This is a genomic window from Paenibacillus sp. S29 (assembly GCF_049319765.1).
Classification (GTDB): domain Bacteria; phylum Bacillota; class Bacilli; order Paenibacillales; family Paenibacillaceae; genus Paenibacillus; species Paenibacillus polymyxa_B.
In genome coordinates this window covers 84,683-105,464 of the sequence record NZ_JBMOUI010000005.1, presented here as the reverse complement: position 1 = coordinate 105,464, position 20,782 = coordinate 84,683, and the positions used below count along the sequence as shown (strand labels likewise).

Sequence of the window (20,782 nt, the reverse complement as noted above, 5' to 3'; positions counted from 1 at the left end):
ATTCGATCTAGGTTGGTTTCGCCTGCATTACCAGTAACAATCCAAGGGTTATTCAATTTTGTCTTTGGGTCACACGCTGAATATGAATCGTTATATACAGCTTCTCCTCATCTGACAATACCGTATCCAAGTATTTCTCAATCTTCAGCATGCACCCATAGGCCTTTTTGTACTTTGCTTTCACTTGCCTCCACAAAAAATCGTCTTCCAGTTCTACTTTTTCTTTTTTATTTAATCGCTGAAAGAAGAATCTTAAATGTGTAATAAATCGCTCATAACTGATCGAGTGTTCATCTATGGTGGTATTATAAGAGTATTTAATAATATTCAAGATGTCGTGTATTTTTTGAGTTTGCTGAGCAACGTCTGCTACCTTGTTGTAGGAGCTGTTTACTTGAGCGTTGATTAAATGAAGAGCAATATTACCTGCTTCATCTTCTGACAATCGTTTGTCTGTTTCTTCTTCAATAAACTCCAGTGCTTTTAAGCCAACCGCAAATTCTTTGGGATAAAATTTTTTAATCTCCCAAATTAACGGATTTGCATTTTTAAACCCTTCATCAAACATTTTAAATGCATTGTTCATGTGATCCGTAAGCGAAACATATATATAATCGCTCAATTGTGCTTCTAATATGCTTTTTCCATATTCAATGATGTCATAGCATAACGAAACATATTCTGATGGAACATCCTCTAACAATAACTTGAATTTCTCTGAAGCATCTTTATGTTTAAGCACAAAGACCTTTTCAATTAGATGCTCTTCTACTTGTTCGCCTGTACTCTTTTTGAATGCAATACCACGACCCATAACAACAAATTCATCTCTTTTTTGATCTTTGGCTATTATGGCGTTGTTATTAAATATCTTCGTTATGATCATCTAACTGCCCCCCTTATCCCATCAAATTTAAAAAAGGATTTAGATGCTGGGCGAAATTTCAGATAGGTCACAAGACGGTAATAGCCGATCAAATCTTCGTCGTAAATCAAATTCAAATGTATTGATTTACAACTTTATGTTATGAAAACGCATTCATAATAAGAGACAAAAGCCTTACGTTTTCCATCATTGATCTTGAGTGCTCCCAAACCGACCTGATATTCCGTTCTGAAAATGGATATAGTCGGTTAACCACGTCCCATGACATCATTTTTCGGATGTCGATTCGTTGGTCGACGTCATCATCTTTGTTGTTCAGCACTTGTAAGGCTTTATATCACTCACCTTTCTGCGTTATGGCTGGGCAGATATTCATATCATGCAGGATATCGTAAAGCTTGTATTCTAAAAAGAAAAGGCAAAACCCAACACATGGAAATTGAATTCCATGCCTCGGGTTTTGCCTTTTCAGTAACAATCCCAAAATCATAATAACATCGAATTTAAGTTTTGCCAACAAAAATGTTTGCGCTTTCTTTTCCGGAGCAACCACATCAAATACAGCACACGATCATGGTATAAAATGTCAGCCGCCAATGTAGGACATGTTAATCTTTTTTTTGTTGTTGGCTGTCTGCTCCGTACGTTCATCGGAATACCGATCTGTGCGTTGTTCCCATACTGAAGTAATCACATCGAGCAATTCCTGGTCATTCGCCCCGTTGCGAAGCATCTGGCGTAAATCAAATCCGCCTGAAGCAAACAAACATGTATAAAACTTGCCATCGCACGATAAGCGGGCACGTGTACAAGACGAACAAAACGATTCAGAAACCGAAGTAATAAAACCAATCTGTGCGTCGCTGTCTTTATAACGATAACGCTTTGCCACTTCTCCAAAGTAATCCCGATCCATCGGCTCCAGCTCGTACGCATTCTTAAGTCGTTCAACGATTTCTTTTTTGGTTAGTACCTTTTTGAAGCTCCATCCGTTGTCATTACCTACATCCATAAACTCGATAAAGCGAAGGGTTATTCCCTGCTCCTTAAAATAAGCAGCCATCGGCAAAATCTCCGAGTCATTAACGCCTTTTTGAACTACCATATTGATCTTGATTTCAAAGCCGATTTCTCTTGCATATCCGATCTGCTTCAAAATAACATCAGGCTTAATCCCCCGGCCATTCAACCGCCCAAATAGCTCAGGGTCCAGAGCGTCCAGACTGACATTAAGCCGCCGTAGCCCCGCGTCATAGAGAGGCTTAGCCTGCTGTCCTAGCAGCACACCGTTGGTGGTCAAGCCGACATCTTCCACTCCGTCAATGGACAGGATTTGGGAGACTAGGTCGGGTAGATTCCTGCGCATTAATGGTTCACCGCCCGTGAGTCGGATCTTTTTTACGCCCAGGGATACAAAGAGCTTCGTCAGCCGGTGAATCTCTTCAAACGACAGACATTCATTTTGGGGAAGAAAGGCGTAATCGTCACCGAAAATTTCTTTAGGCATGCAATAGGAACAGCGGAAATTGCAGCGGTCTGTAACCGATATACGCAAATCACGAATGGGCCGCTGCAACTTGTCTTTCAGTGGATGAAAATTCATACGCCCCCTCCTTTCTAGTTGTTTAGCATCGTTATCATTAGCCGCCGCTGACTGGGGGAATGAAGGCTGCAATGTCTCCATCCTGTAATACATCCGTAGACAACGCATACTCTTCGTTTATCGCAATTCGTACAGACTGGATTGGCATATCTGGATATTGATCTGTTATCCAATTGGATAAATCGCCTACCGTTTGGCCCGCCAAATCTGCCAATTCTTCTGTTTTTCCCGTCACCTCACGGAGTCCCGCAAAGTAGTACAGCTTAATCATGACTGATCTCCCCCGGCTTTTTCTTTTGACCTCCGACCCACTGCGTTCCATCTTCCCAAATCTCTCGTTTCCAAATAGGAACTATTTCTTTAATTCGTTCGATCGCGTATTCATTTGCCTCATACGCATCCGAACGGTGAGGTGAAGAAACGGCAATGACAACGGCGATATCACCGATTTGAAGCTCGCCAATGCGGTGCGCGATTGCTACTCGCGTCCCTTCCCATTTCTGTTCGATTTCGCGACCAATCTCTGTGAGTTTTTTTTGGGCCATGGGGACATAGGCCTCATAAGCAAGGTATAAGGTCCGTACGCCTTGAGTCCATTCTCGTACGTGCCCTGTAAAAATAGTCACCGCTCCTGCTTCCGGCCTTAGGACATAATCCGCATAAGCCTGCGGGATAATGGGCTCCGTTACGATTTCAAATACACTCATTTTTTCCACCTTCCAGCCACCGGACAAGCCACTTTCCGGTGACAGACTCTTTTAAATATTTCTGCTTTTTGTATCTACATCTCATTTAACCGAACAGCTGATGATATAGTTTTTGACCGTTGGCAACACTCCGTACACCGTGTATGAGAAGCCTTCCGTTTTTGAATAAAATCATTCGATGCTTAAAAGCATAAAATTCAACGAAATAAGGGGTTCTTTTTACACGATCTGCTATAAGCCTGCCCATTTTCTCTGCATCATCGAGCGTAATCGGACGTTGTGGGTCTGGAAGAACCTGGACCACGTTCCGTCCGCACAGAGCCGCATACGCCGAGCGGCGTGGTGCTGTCAGTGCAGGAAACGTAGGATGTTCTCCACAGGTTGGACAATCTTGGTTACGGATGCGGGAAATCCCTATGTCCATCTGCGTATTCTCCCATAGATCAAACAGATGAACCTTGCTGCGCATCTTGCCACGTCTGCCGCTCAGCCACTTCATGGCTTCTGCACATTGGAGGGCGGCTGTCACCTGGACTGCGGGCGAGATGATTCCAGCCGTATCGCAGGTCTGATTGATCGCAGGCAGCGATGGCAGAAGGCAGCGTAAACACGCTGACTCGCCCGGCACGAATGGAAAAACAACGCCTATGCTTCCAACACAGGCACCGTAAATCCACGGAATTCCAGCCTTCAGTGCAGCATCGTTGATAAGCAGACGAGTTTCGAAATTGTCCGTAGCATCCATCAGCAATATACTTTTGCTGGCAAGTTCTTGAACAAGCTCGGCATCCAAGTTATCGAGATATGTGTGCAACCGCACGTCTTCTCGTATGGCTTTCAGCCTTTTTTCGGCTGCCATGACCTTGGGCTGCATTTCCGCAGCGTCCTGCTCCGTAAACAACTGCTGACGTTGCAGATTCGACACCTCTACATAATCCCGGTCAACAAGATGCAGCTCTCCAACGCCCGCTCTTACCAATGTTTCGGCAATGGCGGAACCCAGTGCCCCGCAACCGATAATGGTGACGACAGCAGCGGATAGATTACGCTGCCCTTCGCCACCAATGGGTCTAAATAAGATCTGTCTGGAATAACGTTCATTCATTAGATTGTGTCCCTTGATAATACAGCCATATGACGAGGATCAGGCTAGCCAGCGCCACTTGGGAGAGGAGCATGAATCCAATGGAATATTGGCCAGTAGCAGCATGAATCGTCGACAACAAGATCGGAGGGAAGAAGCCACCTAGACCGCCCATCATAGATACAATTCCGTTAACTATACCTGCTTGTTTATTAAAATAAAATGGAACTAGCTTGAAAATAACGCCGTTCCCCACTCCAGCACTTACAGCGATCGCCAAGCAGCCTACTGTATACAGGGTAATCCCTGGTGAAAAAGCCAAAAGAATCGCAGCGACCGTATAAACTGTGAACGTGCCTACCAGCAGGAACAGGGGCTGAAACCGATCCGCCAGCCAGCCACCGATGGGACGGAAGAATGTGGCAATCGCAATAAAGCCTGCTGTACGCATCCCTGCATCCACTTTAGCCAGCTCAAAATTCGATACCAGGAAATTCGGCAAGTACACCGTGAACGCTACAAATGAGCCAAAAGTAATAAAATAAAAGAGCGAGAAAAACCAAAGCTTTTCATTTTTGTAAACCCCTTTGATCTGTTCCATAATAGGCGTCTTTACTTTAGCTTCATGACGATCCCCTAAGAAGAAATTCAAAACGATAAAAACAAGCAGCAGAATGAGATACAGCTTCACTGTAAGGGCCCAGCCAATTTGTGTAGCCACAATAGGGGCCGAGAAGGTAGTGACGGCTGTTCCCAAATTCCCTATACCATACATTCCATTTACAAACCCATGTTTTTCCTTTGGATAATACTTCGGTAGCGAAGTCACCCCAACCGAGAACACAGCTCCTCCAATCCCAAGGAACAAGCCACCGATAATTAAATCCGTCATCGTAGAAGCTTCACTAATGTAGTAGACGGGAAACAAAAGCAAAATAAAGCTAACGAGAAAAACGATTCTTGCTCCAACGATGTTGGCATAATAACCAAGCGGAATGCGCAGAATCGATCCAAGCACGACCGGAATCGCCGTAACCATGGCCAATTTTCCGGGTGGAATAGCAATATCCTCCGTAATGAACGGCATAAGAGAAGAAATGATAACCCATACCATGAATCCAAGAATCAAGTTCAATGTTTGTAGCGGCAACTGCATTTTTCTAATCATTTAACTCACCTTTTCAACGTTTTTTCTGTCGAATTATTGATTTGAATTTATGTCCCCATTGTAGCCGCTAGTTGATCTGTTCGAATATAGGGGACTCCCCTTTACCTGACAGGGGACTCCCTGAAAATATAAAAAGCCGCTTCTATAAGAAGCGACTTGGTCTTTTTAAGAGATAAGTGTATTTAATTTGTCACATAACTTGGTTAGATCATTCCGATTGATCTGTTGCTCTGCCATAGGAAAAAGTACGGTTTCTTCTTTTATAAAATGTACAGTCAGCACTTCGAACGCCTCTCCCGCGTTCTTGGTCGCCTCCTGAATCTCATCAAGCGTGAGCAAACTCAGATCGCCCTCCGTTTGATAAAGAAAATGATCGATATATCCCTCTATTTCACGGTGCTCCTCCTGTATACCGACGAGCGGTCCCTGCTCAAAACCAATGTAGGTTCCTAGCATAGAAAAGAAGTGTTCTTCTTCCTTTTCGGTATGTTTCTTGAGGGGTACCCTAAAGTCGATAATCTGCATTCTCAGTTTTTCCAGTTGCTTGCGGCCTTCTTCCAAATCTAGTATTCTGTGCTGCTCAAACCACAATACAATGGCATGCCATTCATCCATCAGATAGGTTAGATATCGATGCTCATTTTCAAGAATACGCATGGCAGGTTTGGAAAAGCGCAGTTTCTCATTTTCCAGCACGCGGATTTCCTCCATTCATCGGCTAAAAATCCAGCATTTTTTTCTTTAATGCATATTGGACCAGTTCAGGCCGGCTTCTTAAATTCAATTTTTCCATGATCTTCGCTTTGTTCGCTTCCACCGTCTTGACAGAGATGAACAGCTTTTCCGCAACTTCCTTGTTACCGTAACCTTTTGCGACCAGAGGCAGAATCTCCAGTTCCCGCTTGGACAGGATCTCATAAGGATCTTCTGATTGTGACGTTGTATCTTTTTTGATGAACTCACGAACGAGAGAAGTAGCCATTTTAGGATGGATATAAGTCCCACCCCCATGAATGGTTCGTATGGCAAGTAATAGCTCCTCATCTGGAGCATTTTTCAAAACATACCCTGAAGCACCATTCTTCAAAATATGAAAAAGATATTCTTCATCGTCATGCATGGTCAGAATCAGAATTTTAGTATCAGGGTGGTCCTCTTTAATCTTGCCTGTGGCGATCAATCCACTCTCGCCTGGGGGCATGCTGAGGTCCATGATCAGAATATCCGGACGATATTTAGCTACCATCGTATACGCTTCAATGCCATCCGCAGCCGTTCCGACAACCTCCATATCCGATTGGAAGTTCAAAATCATGGAAAATCCGCTCCGTACAATGGCATGGTCATCCGCTAACACAATTTTGATCACGTCTTTACTCCTCCTCATGTCCAATCGGAATTTTTAAAAATACTTTGGTTCCTTGACCAACATTTGAAAGAACGCCAAAACTTCCACCTACCAGTTCTGCTCTCTCCTGCATGCCATATAAACCAAGTCCCGTTCCAATAGGATTGCTCCCCTTTTCAAAGCCAACCCCATCGTCCTCTACAGTCAAACGAAGCGTATGATCGTGCTCAGACAAAGAAACTTTAACCATATCTACCTGGGCATACTTCAAGGCATTGAGAACAGCCTCCTGGCAGACACGGTAAATGACCGTTTCCTTTTCACTTCCATATCGCTTTTGGGGAAGATCCGACACAAATTCAACGACAAGACCAAAGCTTTGTTCAACCCTCTTAAAGTGGGAACGAAATGCCGCTTCAAGCCCAAAATCATCAAGTGTGGCGGGGCGTAGTTCCACAGACAGGTTGCGGATATCATCCAGCAATCGCGTCATGGATGCTTCAGTCTGCTTCATGTTTTTGATGAGCTGTTCATCATTCGTCATGTATTTTAACACCCGCAGCTCAACAACCGCACTCATCAATTCCTGGGCGACGCTGTCGTGCAGTTCCCTGGAAAGCCGTTTACGCTCATTTTCCTGCGCTTCAATGACATGCTTCATCATTTTGTTTTGATACAATTTTTCCTGCGTCTGAAATTGCGGAGTCAAGTCCCTCAACATCAACACCCTTGTTCCATGTTCAGAATCAATGGTGTGAAAAGAAGCGGCATAGGGGATCATTCCGTTGCTCTTTGTTTCCAGATAAACCTGAAAAGAAGCGAAATCCTTGGATTCTGGCATATTGAAATAACAATCAAGGCAGGTACGGGGCTCCGTTTCGCTTGTATAGCCCCTGCATGTTCCACACAAAGCTTTTTCCTTCCCTTCATAGAGTTGAATGAGGACGTCATCGCTCACAATCTCCTCCGCTGCCGGGTTCATAGCTAGGGTGTTCCCTTGCCCATCAAAAAAGAAAATGGCTTCTGTACTGTTCTCAAACAACTTCACCATTAGCGCATTCAAAGAGCCAGTCCCTACAGATAATGTCAATTACATCACTTCCTTCCCGTTCAACTCTCCAAATCCCCTATGCGCCAAAGCTTCCAAATCACGCATCATGGCTGCGGTCATCAGCAGTTCTTCCCGAAATCCACCAAGCAGTACGCCCGCGACGCGAGCATCATTCCATAGGGGAACAGCCCCGAGACTCTTGAGCTTCTCGGATTGAACGATCGGGTAGTTAAACAGGTTGTCTGCCCCCACATATTGATGAACAGATGGAATGAAAACGGATTTCCCAGTTTTGAACACGACTCCTGCTATGCCCTTTCCGGATTGCAGTACAATTCGCTTAAAGCGATCATTTAAATTACCGGCTGCATTTTTCCATTTAATTACGTATTGATATTCGGCCGGTTCAACCAGAGCAAGCGCCATGAAATCATAACCGAAATGTTCGCGTATTCGCTCAAGCTCCCTTTGATAATCCATCCTATTATTCATCGCTCTCTCCTAATAGAATTAGGAAAGAAGGCAGAGCCCGCTTTCCTAATTCGATTTATGTCTTCTGTAAAGGATATAACTTCTGCGCACATAATTCAACGGAACACTCCACACATGTACAAGCCGGGTAAACGGCCAGAATGCAAAAATCGCAAAGGCCATAAGGATATGAAGCTTGAAGGACATCGGTACGTCTCTCATCAGTGTCGGGTCGACACGGAATATGAATAAACCGCGGAACCAGATTGAGATCGTCTCTCGATAATCGAATTCTGGCTGTACCGCATTCGTTACGAGAGTCGCAAACATCCCCATGCATACAATGGCCAAAAGCAATACGTTTACGATCAAATCAGACGCTGTACTTAAACGGCGCACATTGCGTATTGTAAAACGGCGAGAGGTGAGAATCAACATACCGAGGAACGTCATGGCTCCGAATATACCACCAATATAAACTGCCCCAATATGATACAGATGATCATTTACACCCAGTGCATGCATCCAGGTTTTCGGTATGCCCAGACCGGACACATGCCCCATAATAACCGGGATGATACCCAGGTGGAACAAGAGGCTTCCGATCATCAATTGTTTTTTTTCAATAAACTCACTTGATTTCGCTGTCCAATTGAACTGGTCGTTTCTGTAGCGGAAAATATGGCCTACAATAAAGACGACCACGCACATATAAGGGAAAATGACCCATAAAAACTGCTCTAGCATCATCATTGCGCGGCCGCCTCCTGTTCTACGCAAGCTTTAAGCGTTTCGCGCAGTCCCTTCACCAGATGAAAATACGGGCTTTCCATTTTTTCCAGCGCTTTAAGCAAATGATATGTGCCGTCTTCCAGGATCGCGATTGGCATGCGGAAGTTTTCTGTCGTCTTCGGATCTTGCGCCCATTCGGCGGCATACAGAAATTCACACATGAGCGGAAGGTAATCTGGCAGCTCTCCATCTGGCATTTCAAGACCGTACATCTCATATAGCACCTTTAACTTGACCAACATTTGTCCCCGTTCTTTTGCATCTTCAAATTTAAAGTAAGTCATATATAGTGCACAATTCTTTTGAAAATCAAAGGTTTCCGTATACATTTCCTGAATCTCTTCCATACTGAACTCTTGCATAAGGGACCAGTAGGTGTTCGCATACGTATATGCCGGATGGTTCGGATCAAACGATGCTTCCAGAAAAGCCGGATGAAAATCCAGCTTTTCTGGGTACATGAGTTGCTGAGCGAAAAACCCGAATGATGGCTTGCATTCATACAACTTCGCTACATTAATCACGCCAAATACCCCCGTAGAAGTTTTCTTCATACATTTCTTTGCCCGTTTTCAAAGGCTCTTCCATTCCCATTGAACTTGCCATGCTACATCCGTCACATCCAGAGCCCGAACCCATATTTCCCATGGTATCGCCGTAACCCGCAGATCCTTGAGCCCGGTACGGATTCGAATATCCTTCTTTATGCGACGTTGGAATGACGAAACGATCCTCATACTTGGCAATCGCCAGAAGCCGATACATCTGCTCAGTCTGCCGCGGTGTCATGCCGATGCGCTCAAGACGGCTTTCATCGAAAGATTGTCCTGTGGATTGGGCACGCATATAGGAGCGCATCATAGCCATTCTTTGCAAGGATTCCTTCACGGTTTGCGTGTCGCCCGCCGTCAGCATATTGGCAAGATACTGAATAGGGGTACGCATCTCTTCGATAGCTGGAAAGATCATATCGGGATTCTCAATCGAGTCTTTCCCTTCAAAATAATTCATGATCGGACTAAGTGGTGGTACATACCAGACCATAGGTAATGTGCGGTATTCTGGATGAAGCGGGAATGCCAACTTGTGCTCAATGGCAAGCTTGTAGACAGGTGAGTTCTGCGCTGCTTCAATCCAGTCCTCCGAGATACCGTCTTTTCTCGCTTGAGCAATCACCGCCGGATCACTTGGATCCATGAACAGGTCGCACTGCGCTTTATAAAGCTCTTTCTCATCCTGCGTAGAAGCGGCCTCAAGCACTCGATCCGCGTCATACAGCATAACGCCGAGGTAGCGAATTCGTCCTGTACATGTCTCGGAGCAGACTGTCGGCAGGCCAGCTTCCACACGTGGGAAACAGAAGGTACATTTTTCCGCTTTGTTCGTCTGCCAGTTAAAGTACACTTTTTTGTATGGGCAGCCCGTCATGCAATACCGCCATCCACGGCAGGCTTCCTGATCCACGAGCACGATTCCGTCCTCGTCCCGCTTGTACATGGCGCCCGAAGGACATGACGCGACACAGCTTGGATTTAGGCAATGTTCGCAAAGCCGTGGGAGATAAACCATGAAAGACTTCTCAAAGTTAAATTTAATCTCTTCTTCGATTTTCTGAATATTTGGATCAAGCGGACCAGTTACATGCGCACCCGCCAGATCATCTTCCCAGTTTGGACCCCATTCCAAATCCATTTTTTCACCCGTTATCGCAGAATGCGCGCGTGCCACAGGTGAATGCTTCTGTTCGCCAGCGTTGGTCAGTTGCTCGTAATTATAAGTCCAGGGCTCATAATAATCTTTCATTTCCGGCATGTCTGGATTGTAAAAAATCTTACCCAGTGCTATCTTGGACAGCTTGTTGCCTGACTTCAGTTCCAGTTTCCCTTTGCGGAGCTGCCAGCCTCCTTTATATAATTCCTGATCTTCCCAGCGCTTCGGATAACCGATACCCGGTTTGGTTTCCACATTGTTAAACCACATATATTCCGCACCTTTGCGGTTCGTCCAGGTTGTTTTACATGTCACGCTGCACGTATGACAGCCAATACACTTATCCAGGTTCATGACCATGGCAATTTGAGCTTTAATCTTCAAGCCAGTTAACCTCCTTCATTTTACGTACCGCAACGTACACATCACGCTGGTTGCCGATTGGACCATAATAGTTGAATCCATAACTAAGCTGAGCATATCCACCGACCATCTGGGTTGGTTTGAGATGAATTCTTGTAGGTGCGTTATGACTACCGCCGCGTGTATCCGTGATTTCGGAGCCTGGCACTTGAATGTGCTTATCCTGAGCATGGTACATGAACATCGTTCCTCTTGGCATCCGGTGGCTGACAACGGTCCGGGCGGTTACGACGCCGTTACGGTTGTATACCTCTACCCAGTCATTGTCGGCAAGATCGTGTGCCTCTGCGTCTTCGTTGTTGATCCACACCGTAGGACCTCCGCGAAACAGTGTAAGCATGTGCTGGTTATCCTGGTAGGTGGAGTGAATATTCCATTTACCGTGTGGTGTCAGATAACGGAGCACGAGTGAATCTTGCCCGCCTTTTATTTCCCGATCGCGAGGGCCGAACACCATTGGCGGCAGCGTCGGTTTGTAGATCGGCAATGATTCCCCAAATTGTTGGAAAATCTCATGATCAATATAGAAATGCTGTCTTCCCGTCAAAGTACGAAACGGAACGAGACGTTCAATATTCGTTGTAAATGGTGAATAGCGGCGTCCCTTCTTGTTCGATCCAGTGAATACTGGTGTCGGTATAACTTCCCGTGGCTGTGCCGTTATACTTTGGAAAGTGATCCTTTCCGCTGCCCGATCGGCCGAGATATCTTTGAGTTCCACACCGTGAAGCTCTTCTGCCTGCTCATAAGCCTTTTGCGACACCCGTCCATTAGTCGCGGATGAAAGGTGAAGAATTGCATTGGCTACTTGGCGAGCTGTCTGGATTTTGGGCAGCCCGTCTTTAATGGATTCATCGTAATAAACTCCGTTCAACTTTTTCATTTCCTCATATTCGTCCGCTACGGAGAAGCTGACGCCATGCGCACCTGCTTTCCCACTAGTCAAATTCGGACCGAGTGAGATAAATTTATCGTGAATTTTAGTATAATCGCGTTCGATGATGCTGAAATTCGGCATGGTTTTACCCGGAGTAGCTTCAATCTCGCCCTTCGTCCAATCCTTTACAAGACCCATCGGCTGTGAAATTTCGCCTATACTATCGTGTGCAAGCGGCGCAGTCACAAGGTCTTTATATATGCCTGGCAGGTACTCTTTAGCCATATCCGAAAAGACTTCGGAAAGCTGGCGGTAAATATCCCAGTCCGCGCGGGATTCCCACAGAGGGTTAACAGCCGGATTAAACGGATGCACGAAAGGATGCATGTCTGTTGACGACAAGTCTGTTTTTTCGTACCAGGTTGCCGCCGGAAGCACGATGTCCGCGTACAATGGAGTTGTTGTCATCCGGAAATCAAGTGCAACCATCAAATCAAGTTTTCCTTCTACATCTTCTCTCCAGACAATTTCCTCAGGTTTCTGTTCTTCGTTCGGCTGGGCAAGCAGGGCATCAGATGCTCCGAGTAAATGTTTCATGAAATACTCTTGTCCCTTCGCCGAACTGGAAATCAGATTTGACCGCCAAACAAAGAGTGAACGCGGGAAGTTCTCGGCTGCCCCAGGATCTTCTACAGCGAAGCGTGTCTTACGTGATTTAATCTCTTCCACAGAATGATTGATGATGTCCTCGTTCGACTTCTTGCCTAATTGTGCAGCCTCTTCGGCGAACAGCAGACTGTTTTTATTAAACTGTGGATAAGAAGGTAGCCAACCCAGACGTGCTGCGAGCACGTTGTAGTCTGCTGGATGTCTGTAACTGACATCCCCGCCAATCGGTGACTTCAAGGTGTCTGTTCCACTTTCTTCGTAACGCCACTGCTCTGTTGCAAAGTAGAAAAACGATGTAGCATTTTGCTGCCGAGCCGCCCCTTGCCAGTCTTTTGCAAAAGCAATCGTTGACCAGCCTTCGATTGGGCGGAGCTTTTCTTGACCCACATAATGCGCCCATCCTCCACCGTTTACACCTTGGGAAGCAGTCAACACGACAAGATTCAAGATGGACCGATAGATCGTGTCACTATTGAACCAGTGGTTGATACCCGCACCCATAATAATCATGGAGCGACCTTTAGTATCGATAGCATTTTGGGCAAATTCCCGAGCAATCTGTACCACAACAGACGCCTTCACACCTGTGATCTTCTCCTGCCAGGCAGGGGTATAATGCGAAGCTTCGTCGTAATAATTTTTGGCGTTATGAGGGCTGTCATTGCGTGCGACACCATACTGGCTCATCATCAAATCGTACACAGTTGCTACGTAACGTTCCGAGCCATCTGCCAAGCGTACTTTTTTGGCCGGAATTACACGTTTGAACGTTCCATTACCAGCGTTATCAAAGTAAGGGAATACGATTTCTTCCCATTGCTCTCCATGACCTTCCACAGTGAGCGCGGGCTCAACCTTTGTTCCATCTTCCCGTTCCAGAATCAGGTTCCACTTCTTATCCTGCTCCCAGCGCTGTCCCATCGTACCGTTCGGGACCAGCATTTCCCCCGCCGCTTCGTCATATATGACCGGCTTCCAGTCCGCATGCGGCGAAGCATCCCCCAGGTCACTCGCCCGTAGAAAACGTCCACCTTTCCAAGATCCCTCGTGTGGATCAAGCAGAATCATAAACGGCATATCCGTATATTGTTTGGCATAGTTAATGAACATCGGTTCTTGGCGCTCTTTGTAAAACTCATCCAAAATAACATGCGTCATAGCCTGGGCTACGGCAGCATCTGTACCCGGATTTGGGGCAAGCCAGTTGTCAGCGAACTTCACATTCTCCGCCAAGTCGGGAGCCACTGATACGACTTTTGTTCCCTTATATCGTACTTCCGTCATAAAATGAGCGTCTGGCGTCCGGGTAAGCGGTACGTTCGATCCCCACATAATCAGGTAACCCGCATTGTACCAATCAGAAGATTCCGGTACATCCGTCTGCTCACCCCAAATTTGAGGAGATGAAGGAGGAAGGTCGGCATACCAGTCATAAAAACTCAACATCTGCCCACCCAGTAGCGAAATGAATCGAGCTCCTGAAGCGTAGCTTATCATTGACATCGCCGGGATTGGCGTAAAGCCCGCGATCCGGTCAGGACCGTATTTACGAATGGTATAGATGAGTTGTGCCGAGATCAGACGCAGGACATCGTCCCAAGTGACACGGACATGACCGCCTTTTCCGCGAGCTGATTTGTAGAGCTTGGCTTTCTCTGGATCTTCCACAATGCTTGCCCATGCTTCCACCGGATTGGCATGCTCCTGGATGGCCGCCTGCCAAAGCCGCAACAGCTTACCACGCATATAAGGATATTTCACGCGTAATGGACTGTATTCATACCAGGAAAATGTAGCCCCACGCGGGCATCCCCGCGGTTCAAATTCTGGCATATCTACACCGCAGGAAGGATAATCGATCTGTTGATTTTCCCAGGTAATGATGCCGTTTTTGACAAAAACCTTCCAACTACAGGAACCGGTGCAGTTCACTCCGTGAGTCGTCCGAACCACTTTGTCGTGAGACCAACGCTGACGATACACGTTTTCCCATTCTCTATTTTTTTCCTCAAGGATTGACCAATTTCCCGAATAGCTTTCGATCGGTTTAAAAAAGTTGAGGTTGTATTTCTTTTTCATCGATGACCAACACTCCTTTTTAGAAAGAATCATCCCAACGCAAGTTCCAAGGGAAGACTCATTCGCTTACTCTCATTATGTAATTCATTCATCTCTGTTCCCATTAGGGAATGTCCTATAGCGCTACAGGAAATCCCTCGTTCTATGGAAAGATACAAAAAAGCCTCCCCCTGCTAAAGGGAAGCTTGTATGAAGTAATTAATTGTTCTTTTGACCCGTTAACAGGAGCATGATAAAAGAAATGAGTATGATAGAGCATGTCCACGCCCACGCCATAGGAAGATGACCAGCATCCACTGCAATATAAATGGCCGTCGGAATCGTTTGTGTTTTACCCGGAATATTTCCGGCAATCATCAGCGTAGCACCAAATTCGCCCAGACCGCGGGCAAAACCGAGTATGAAGGCAGCTTTAAAAGAAGGGAAAATTAAAGGGAAGGTGATGTATCGAAAAACCTGCCATTCACTTGCACCCATCGATCGCCCCGCGTTTTCCAAGTCCTGGTCAACAGAAGACAATCCCATTCTCAGCGTCCGATAGACTAGAGGAAAAGCTACTACCACCGCTGCTATAACCCCTGCCCACCACGAGAATATAATAGGCTCGCCAAACCATTGCTCCACAAACCGTCCGAACCCGCTTTTTCGTCCAAGTAATATGAGCAGTAAAAAACCAACAACCGTCGGTGGGAGTACCAAGGGCAGCATAAGCACGGTTTCAACAACCGTTTTCCCTTTAAATAATCCCAACCGCGACATTGACCATGCCACAAGCAAGCCTAATATGATTACCAGAACGCTGGATAACAGTGCAACCTGCAACGATAATCGGATAGGAGGCCAATATTCATTCCAATCTATATCTTGCATGCTCACTTCGGTATGGTAAATCCATACTTATCCATAATATTCAGAGATTCTTGCGATTGTAAGTATGCATAAAAGTCTTCGGCTTCTTGAATGTGCTTTGTAGCTTTGACAATCCCGATTGGATACTCAACAGGTGAATAGGTTTTGGGATTCACCTCAAAGGCGATTTTTGCCTTTTGTGAAGTCAATGCATCTGTTTTATATACAAATCCGACATCTGCATTCCCAGTTTCCACATATTGCAGCACTTGTCTAACGTCTTTCGCTTGAACCAGCTTGTTCTGTAACGTGTCCCAAAGCTTCGCTTTCGTCAGCGCTTCCTGTGCGTAGTTGCCCGCAGGAACACTTTCAGGAATTCCGATTGCAACTTTCTTCACTTCTTTTTTTGTTAAATCGCTAACACTCGCGATGTTCATCGTCCCGTCTGCAGAGATAACCGCGACCAATTCGTTCGTCAGCCACGTTTTTTGTTTTTTCGTATCTATTAACTGCTGATCAACAAGGGACTTCATGTTTTTGGTCGAAGCGGACAGAAACAAATCCGACGGCGCTCCTTGCTCAATTTGTTTTTCCAACGCACCAGAGCCGCCGAAGTTAAAATTCAATTTAATGCCTGTATGGGTTGATTCGTATGAATGCTGAATTTCTTTGAGCGCATCCGTTAAACTTGCTGCTGCGGATATGGTAAGCTCAATAGTTTCAGCCGTTTTCGAAGATGTCTGGCTGGAAGATCCGTTCTGATCCGAACTGCTAACATTTGAATCTAGTTGTTGTTTCGTACCGCATCCTGATAATAATAAAATGATGGACATAACCAAAACGAAAACAGTGCTACTTTTAATTAATTTATGCATTTGGTTCGGCTCCTCATGTTAGTTCATCATCAATTAATCGGTTTCGCTATTAGCTGTGCCTGTCTCGTACGTTCGATCAGTGTACAATTTTCAAGTAGAATATGATTAAAAATATCTGCTTCCAGGTCTTCTAACCGCTTCAATACGAGTCGGTGCGTACCACAAGCTTCCTGCATCGGCTCAAAGCCGTTTGTGATCAAGCGCATTTCCTTCAGGAATTCCACCACCGTTTGATGCTCGTCTTGCAACTTGGACAAAATTGGATTCAACTCATCTGCTCGTTCCACTGTTGATTCTTGTAAAAATGCTTCAATCATCGGAAACACAAGGTCCTCCTCATTTTGAATATGTTCCGATAATTCCTGTTTAAGCAAGGTGAACAGTTCATTAACTCGCTTGAGATGCGAATAACGTTCACCGTGAACCCGCGTTAGTTTGGTTACATACGGCGTTAAGGCCGATAGTTCTTCCCGAAGCTTCGTATGATACTCATTTTGAATATAGGCGATTAGTTCTTTTGGTTCGAGTGAAGGAGGTTGCAATTGCTTATGCTGTGCCTGCTTTTCTTCCACTTCATGTATCTGCGTCAGCAGTTCACCAGCGTGGAGGCCTCGATTGGCTGCTGCTTCACGGAGCGATATTTTCCCTCCACAGCAGAAATCAATTCTCAGTTTGCGGAACAGATCTCCCGTTTTGGGTACTGCTTTCACGATATCCGCCACCCATGTTTCTTCCGTTAACTGGCTCATCTTCCATTCCTCCATTTTACTTCGATTTTATGCTCAACTTTCATTCTACGTCTCCCTTAAAGCTGAACCAATCAGGGGGTTCCCTCTTTCACTAGTGGAAAGAGCCTGATTATAACAAATCAGAAAGCAACTGTTCAGCCGCTTCTTTCCCTTGAGCGATGCAATCTGGAATTCCAACGCCCCCATAGCCGGCACCGCATAGAAAAACACCCGGTAAATACTGTGCGAAGTCCTGTCTCATCTTCGCCATATGCTCTTTGTGTCCAATCGGATATTGCGGCATCGATCGATCACACCTACTGACTTCAACGAATTCTGGTTCCGCTTCTAGGCCCATTAAATCTTTCAAATCTTTGCGCGCGGCATCCACAAGTTGATCGTCTGTCATCTGAATCCACTCCTGTGCGCCTGCATGTCCGATGTAGGTCCGTAAAAGCGTATATCCTTCAGGAGCAGTATGGCTCCACTTCGTCGAAGACCATGTACATGCCGTAATCTTTTTGCCTTCTTTGCGGGGGACTAGAAATCCCGTTCCCTCAAAAGCAAAATTAAGATCTGTGTTTTTATAAGCAAGAGCAATATTGGCTACGGAAACATAGTGAATCTTGTGTAGCCAGCTAGCGCTTGCAACGCCGGAAAATAATGTAGCCGCTTCAAAAGCTGGAACAGCGCAGATCACCGCATCCGCATCTATTTTTTGTCCGTGTTCTAAAATGACCTGATAACCGCTTTCCTTCCTTACTTCAACTACACCTTGCCCCATAACAAAACGTACGGTATCCAGCCTTTCCTTTAGCCGCTCCACGATCGTAGATAATCCTAGCCGATAAGAAAGAAACATACTTTTCTTAGCGATATCCGGCAGTTTGTCTTGTACTGCTGGCTTTTTTCCCGCCCCTTTAGACATACCCTTAATCAAACTTCCATGCTTTTGTTCCATTAGTTTAAATTGAGGGAAAGTTGACATAAGGCTCAGAGAATGAGTATCCCCAGCGTAAATTCCAGACAGCAGAGGTTCTGTAATCTGGTCCAGAACTTCTTTGCCGAGACGCCGTTTGATAAAATCACCTAGAGATTCGTCCGCATCACCTTTCTTCGCCGGAATGATTAAATCCAGGGCTGCCCGTGCTTTTCCCAGTGGAGAAATAAGTCCAGTCCGAATGAAAGGAGTCAGCTTTGTTGGGATGCCCAGAATGAAGCCCATCGGCATCGTATGAAGTTTGCCCTTATGCAAAATGCAAGCAGATTTGGCTTTCGGGTTTGTCGATACCAACTCTGCTTCCAGCCCCAACTCCATGGTCAGATCTAATATTGCCGTCTTTCTGGCCAAGAAAGCATCCGGTCCTTTTTCGATCATAAAATCGTTTTGGCGAACGGTTTGCAGCTTTCCCCCCAGACGTTCACTTTTCTCCACCAGTGTGATCTCCACTTCAAGCTGCCGATCCTCAGCCAGCTTTTTCACATAAAAGGCAGCACTTAAACCGCTTATTCCTCCACCGAGAATAACGACTTTTTTAGAACTTTTTTTCATGAAAACACTTTTCCTCTCCAACCCCGGGTATATAAGCGCAATAAGGGTCACTCTCCAAATAGTCTCCTGTTATTGCAAAAGCCCTTGCTCTGGAGCCCCCACAGATGGCCTTGAATTCACAGACTCCACATTTACCTTTAAGTAGGGACTTATCTCTAAGATTCATCATGATCGGAGAGTTGCGATAAATATCTGCCAGACTATCGTTTCGTACATTCCCGCACATAAGAGGCAGAAAACCGCTCGGGTATACTTCTCCGATATGACTAATAAAAACAAATCCATCTCCATCATTTACGCCTTTAGGAGCACGTCCTAAAACGTCTGCCCTCTTTTGTCCGTCTGCTACACTGCTCTCACCTGCATTGTGCTTTTGCTGCAGTACGACCCTCCGGTAGTGGGGAGCTTCTGTAGCCTTCACACCGTACGGCATCTGTTGCTGTATTTGATACAACCATTTCATTACGGCTTCATGCTCATCAGGAGTAATCATATCTTTCTCCATGCCACGTCCGGTTGGAACAAGGAAAAATAAACTCCATAACACGGCCTGCATTTCCTTTACCCTTTCTGCAATTTGCTCCAGATCATGGAGGTTGTACCGGGACACCGTAGTGTTCACTTGAATAGGGATATTCAGTTCCTTTAAATAACCAATTCCTCGCATGGTTGTATCGTAAGAACCCACCGTACCCCGAAAATGATCGTGAATGTCTGCACATGAACCGTCCAGACTAAAAGCCCACCGAGATAACCCAACTTGCTTTGCTTTTTCTACCGCTGCTCGTGTCACTTTAGGTGTGGCACTGGGGGTCATCGAAACCGACAGATTTTTCTCTTCAATTGCATATCGAGCCAGTTCAAACAGATCAGGACGCATCAAAGGATCTCCGCCTGTGAACACAACCAACGGATGATTCATTTCAGCGATTTGATCTATCAGCTTCTTACCTTCTTCTAGTGTCAGCTGGCGAGGATCAGGTTTGTACTGAGCTTCCGCTCTACAGTGAAGACACTTTAAAGCACAAGCTCGTGTAACCTCCCAGATGACTATAAACGGATCAGTATGATAATCACGCGGCGTTTTCAAAGATATCATTGATGTCTCTCCTTTTAGAAGTATAAAAACAACACAAAAACATAGAGCATCATTGAAAATCCAATTTCCGCCATGCCAACTTGTTTTGCCTTTAATCCGAGTTTAGGAAGCCATATGGCCCGTATCAAAAAAATCAAAAAAGGAATAAACAGAGGTAACTTTAAGCAAGTAGCAAACAACAAAATCACCAAATGATAGATGACGGAAGCATAATGGTAACGTATATTTTTTCTTTCACGAATGATCGTTTTGACATACAAAGCAGTTCCGATAAAGTAAAGCACCAAAAGTAAGAATAGCTCTGTTGCTACTCCCCAATCCTCTCCTCCCCCCATATAAATAACAGGGTATATAAAAGAACAAAAGAGTAGAATTGCAACAATGTCATTGAGTAAAGCACGTTCATTTTTCGTTTTTGCAAAATAAATATTAGCCATAAAAAAGAGCAATAGAAGAGCTCCATACCAGATCAAGGCAGTCTCAAACCATATCAGTGAAATTAACAAAGGAAGTAATATCACTCCGTATACAACGGCGGGTTTGCGGTATCTTTCACTGCTGCCTGTTTTGATCCATTGGAGGACAGGAAAACTGAATAAGTAGATAAAAAACCAGCACACAAATAGGGGGATATGAATGAGTTCCCCTCGAGAAGCAGCTAAACCGAATAAAAATGGAAGAATGAGCATGGCCCAAGCTCCATGTTGATTGGGTATGTATCTGCTCATCCCCTTCAAACCCTTGATCCTTTTTTCACAATCTTTTTTATGTCTGTTATTTCGGTTAATCGATTCATCATCCATTCCCCCAA

20 protein-coding genes are annotated in these 20,782 nt (G+C 45.3%); all 20 read right to left on the bottom strand.

The window, feature by feature from the left end:
- Nucleotides 1–52 precede the first annotated feature (52 nt).
- The 20 genes from licT to ACL9RM_RS10195 all read right to left on the bottom strand — a co-directional run bounded on the left by licT (nucleotide 53) and on the right by ACL9RM_RS10195 (nucleotide 20,774).
- A complete protein-coding gene (gene licT / locus ACL9RM_RS10290) occupies nucleotides 53–886 on the bottom strand; it encodes a BglG family transcription antiterminator LicT (protein ID WP_250266403.1) in 834 nt (277 codons plus the stop codon).
- Between the two features lie 586 nt (nucleotides 887–1,472).
- Nucleotides 1,473–2,489, bottom strand: coding sequence for a GTP 3',8-cyclase MoaA (gene moaA / locus ACL9RM_RS10285; RefSeq protein ID WP_250266404.1), 1,017 nt, complete (start codon nucleotides 2,487–2,489; stop codon nucleotides 1,473–1,475).
- A gap of 37 nt (nucleotides 2,490–2,526) precedes the next feature.
- Nucleotides 2,527–2,760 carry a MoaD/ThiS family protein gene (locus ACL9RM_RS10280; protein WP_069290094.1) on the bottom strand — a complete coding sequence of 78 codons (234 nt, stop codon included), beginning with the start codon at nucleotides 2,758–2,760 and terminating at the stop codon, nucleotides 2,527–2,529.
- Nucleotides 2,753–3,196: a molybdenum cofactor biosynthesis protein MoaE gene (locus ACL9RM_RS10275; protein ID WP_039274531.1), complete on the bottom strand. Its 444-nt coding sequence runs from the start codon at nucleotides 3,194–3,196 to the stop codon at nucleotides 2,753–2,755. Before ACL9RM_RS10275 ends, ACL9RM_RS10280 begins: the two co-directional genes overlap by 8 nt.
- Before the next feature lie 85 nt (nucleotides 3,197–3,281).
- Nucleotides 3,282–4,301: a ThiF family adenylyltransferase gene (locus ACL9RM_RS10270; protein ID WP_250266405.1), complete on the bottom strand. Its 1,020-nt coding sequence runs from the start codon at nucleotides 4,299–4,301 to the stop codon at nucleotides 3,282–3,284.
- Nucleotides 4,294–5,448, bottom strand: coding sequence for a nitrate/nitrite transporter (locus tag ACL9RM_RS10265; RefSeq protein WP_013311332.1), 1,155 nt, complete (start codon nucleotides 5,446–5,448; stop codon nucleotides 4,294–4,296). Before ACL9RM_RS10265 ends, ACL9RM_RS10270 begins: the two co-directional genes overlap by 8 nt.
- Nucleotides 5,449–5,613: 165 nt before the next feature.
- On the bottom strand, nucleotides 5,614–6,144 hold the full coding sequence (locus tag ACL9RM_RS10260; protein ID WP_254328792.1) for a hemerythrin domain-containing protein: 531 nt from the start codon (nucleotides 6,142–6,144) through the stop codon (nucleotides 5,614–5,616).
- A 22-nt stretch (nucleotides 6,145–6,166) separates the two neighbouring features.
- Nucleotides 6,167–6,814 (bottom strand): response regulator transcription factor, encoded by a 648-nt coding sequence (locus ACL9RM_RS10255; protein WP_023989699.1) that lies wholly within the window; start codon nucleotides 6,812–6,814, stop codon nucleotides 6,167–6,169.
- A gap of 7 nt (nucleotides 6,815–6,821) precedes the next feature.
- Entirely contained in the window at nucleotides 6,822–7,886 is a 1,065-nt protein-coding gene (locus ACL9RM_RS10250) for a PAS domain-containing sensor histidine kinase (RefSeq protein WP_039274412.1), read from the bottom strand.
- Nucleotides 7,887–8,339 carry a GAF domain-containing protein gene (locus tag ACL9RM_RS10245; RefSeq protein ID WP_029515512.1) on the bottom strand — a complete coding sequence of 151 codons (453 nt, stop codon included), beginning with the start codon at nucleotides 8,337–8,339 and terminating at the stop codon, nucleotides 7,887–7,889.
- Between the two features lie 45 nt (nucleotides 8,340–8,384).
- Nucleotides 8,385–9,068: a respiratory nitrate reductase subunit gamma gene (gene narI / locus ACL9RM_RS10240; RefSeq protein WP_081330765.1), complete on the bottom strand. Its 684-nt coding sequence runs from the start codon at nucleotides 9,066–9,068 to the stop codon at nucleotides 8,385–8,387.
- Nucleotides 9,068–9,634 carry a nitrate reductase molybdenum cofactor assembly chaperone gene (gene narJ / locus ACL9RM_RS10235; RefSeq protein ID WP_039274409.1) on the bottom strand — a complete coding sequence of 189 codons (567 nt, stop codon included), beginning with the start codon at nucleotides 9,632–9,634 and terminating at the stop codon, nucleotides 9,068–9,070. Before narJ ends, narI begins: the two co-directional genes overlap by 1 nt.
- A complete protein-coding gene (gene narH / locus ACL9RM_RS10230) occupies nucleotides 9,627–11,204 on the bottom strand; it encodes a nitrate reductase subunit beta (RefSeq protein WP_250260778.1) in 1,578 nt (525 codons plus the stop codon). The genes narJ and narH overlap by 8 nt, the downstream gene beginning before the upstream one ends.
- A complete protein-coding gene (locus tag ACL9RM_RS10225; protein WP_039274407.1) occupies nucleotides 11,194–14,868 on the bottom strand; it encodes a nitrate reductase subunit alpha in 3,675 nt (1,224 codons plus the stop codon). The genes narH and ACL9RM_RS10225 overlap by 11 nt, the downstream gene beginning before the upstream one ends.
- A 198-nt stretch (nucleotides 14,869–15,066) precedes the next feature.
- Nucleotides 15,067–15,744 carry a molybdate ABC transporter permease subunit gene (gene modB / locus ACL9RM_RS10220; protein ID WP_039274406.1) on the bottom strand — a complete coding sequence of 226 codons (678 nt, stop codon included), beginning with the start codon at nucleotides 15,742–15,744 and terminating at the stop codon, nucleotides 15,067–15,069.
- Entirely contained in the window at nucleotides 15,741–16,592 is an 852-nt protein-coding gene (gene modA / locus ACL9RM_RS10215) for a molybdate ABC transporter substrate-binding protein (protein WP_039274404.1), read from the bottom strand. The genes modB and modA overlap by 4 nt, the downstream gene beginning before the upstream one ends.
- Nucleotides 16,593–16,621: 29 nt before the next feature.
- Nucleotides 16,622–17,341: an iron-sulfur cluster repair di-iron protein gene (ric, locus tag ACL9RM_RS10210; RefSeq protein WP_039274402.1), complete on the bottom strand. Its 720-nt coding sequence runs from the start codon at nucleotides 17,339–17,341 to the stop codon at nucleotides 16,622–16,624.
- Between the two features lie 109 nt (nucleotides 17,342–17,450).
- Nucleotides 17,451–18,872 (bottom strand): protoporphyrinogen oxidase, encoded by a 1,422-nt coding sequence (gene hemG, locus ACL9RM_RS10205; RefSeq protein ID WP_039274401.1) that lies wholly within the window; start codon nucleotides 18,870–18,872, stop codon nucleotides 17,451–17,453.
- Nucleotides 18,856–19,971, bottom strand: coding sequence for a TIGR04053 family radical SAM/SPASM domain-containing protein (locus ACL9RM_RS10200; protein ID WP_039274400.1), 1,116 nt, complete (start codon nucleotides 19,969–19,971; stop codon nucleotides 18,856–18,858). Before ACL9RM_RS10200 ends, hemG begins: the two co-directional genes overlap by 17 nt.
- Before the next feature lie 14 nt (nucleotides 19,972–19,985).
- On the bottom strand, nucleotides 19,986–20,774 hold the full coding sequence (locus ACL9RM_RS10195; RefSeq protein WP_039274398.1) for a YwiC-like family protein: 789 nt from the start codon (nucleotides 20,772–20,774) through the stop codon (nucleotides 19,986–19,988).
- Nucleotides 20,775–20,782 lie beyond the last annotated feature (8 nt).

Coding starts and splice junctions, on each gene's coding strand:
- licT (WP_250266403.1), bottom strand. CDS start 886: ATGATCATAACGAAGATATTTAATAACAACGCCATAATAGCCAAAGAT.
- moaA (WP_250266404.1), bottom strand. CDS start 2,489: ATGAATTTTCATCCACTGAAAGACAAGTTGCAGCGGCCCATTCGTGAT.
- ACL9RM_RS10280 (WP_069290094.1), bottom strand. CDS start 2,760: ATGATTAAGCTGTACTACTTTGCGGGACTCCGTGAGGTGACGGGAAAA.
- ACL9RM_RS10275 (WP_039274531.1), bottom strand. CDS start 3,196: ATGAGTGTATTTGAAATCGTAACGGAGCCCATTATCCCGCAGGCTTAT.
- ACL9RM_RS10270 (WP_250266405.1), bottom strand. CDS start 4,301: ATGAATGAACGTTATTCCAGACAGATCTTATTTAGACCCATTGGTGGC.
- ACL9RM_RS10265 (WP_013311332.1), bottom strand. CDS start 5,448: ATGATTAGAAAAATGCAGTTGCCGCTACAAACATTGAACTTGATTCTT.
- ACL9RM_RS10245 (WP_029515512.1), bottom strand. CDS start 8,339: ATGAATAATAGGATGGATTATCAAAGGGAGCTTGAGCGAATACGCGAA.
- narI (WP_081330765.1), bottom strand. CDS start 9,068: ATGATGCTAGAGCAGTTTTTATGGGTCATTTTCCCTTATATGTGCGTG.
- ACL9RM_RS10225 (WP_039274407.1), bottom strand. CDS start 14,868: ATGAAAAAGAAATACAACCTCAACTTTTTTAAACCGATCGAAAGCTAT.
- modA (WP_039274404.1), bottom strand. CDS start 16,592: ATGCATAAATTAATTAAAAGTAGCACTGTTTTCGTTTTGGTTATGTCC.
- ric (WP_039274402.1), bottom strand. CDS start 17,341: ATGAGCCAGTTAACGGAAGAAACATGGGTGGCGGATATCGTGAAAGCA.
- hemG (WP_039274401.1), bottom strand. CDS start 18,872: ATGAAAAAAAGTTCTAAAAAAGTCGTTATTCTCGGTGGAGGAATAAGC.
- ACL9RM_RS10200 (WP_039274400.1), bottom strand. CDS start 19,971: ATGATATCTTTGAAAACGCCGCGTGATTATCATACTGATCCGTTTATA.
- ACL9RM_RS10195 (WP_039274398.1), bottom strand. CDS start 20,774: ATGGATGATGAATCGATTAACCGAAATAACAGACATAAAAAAGATTGT.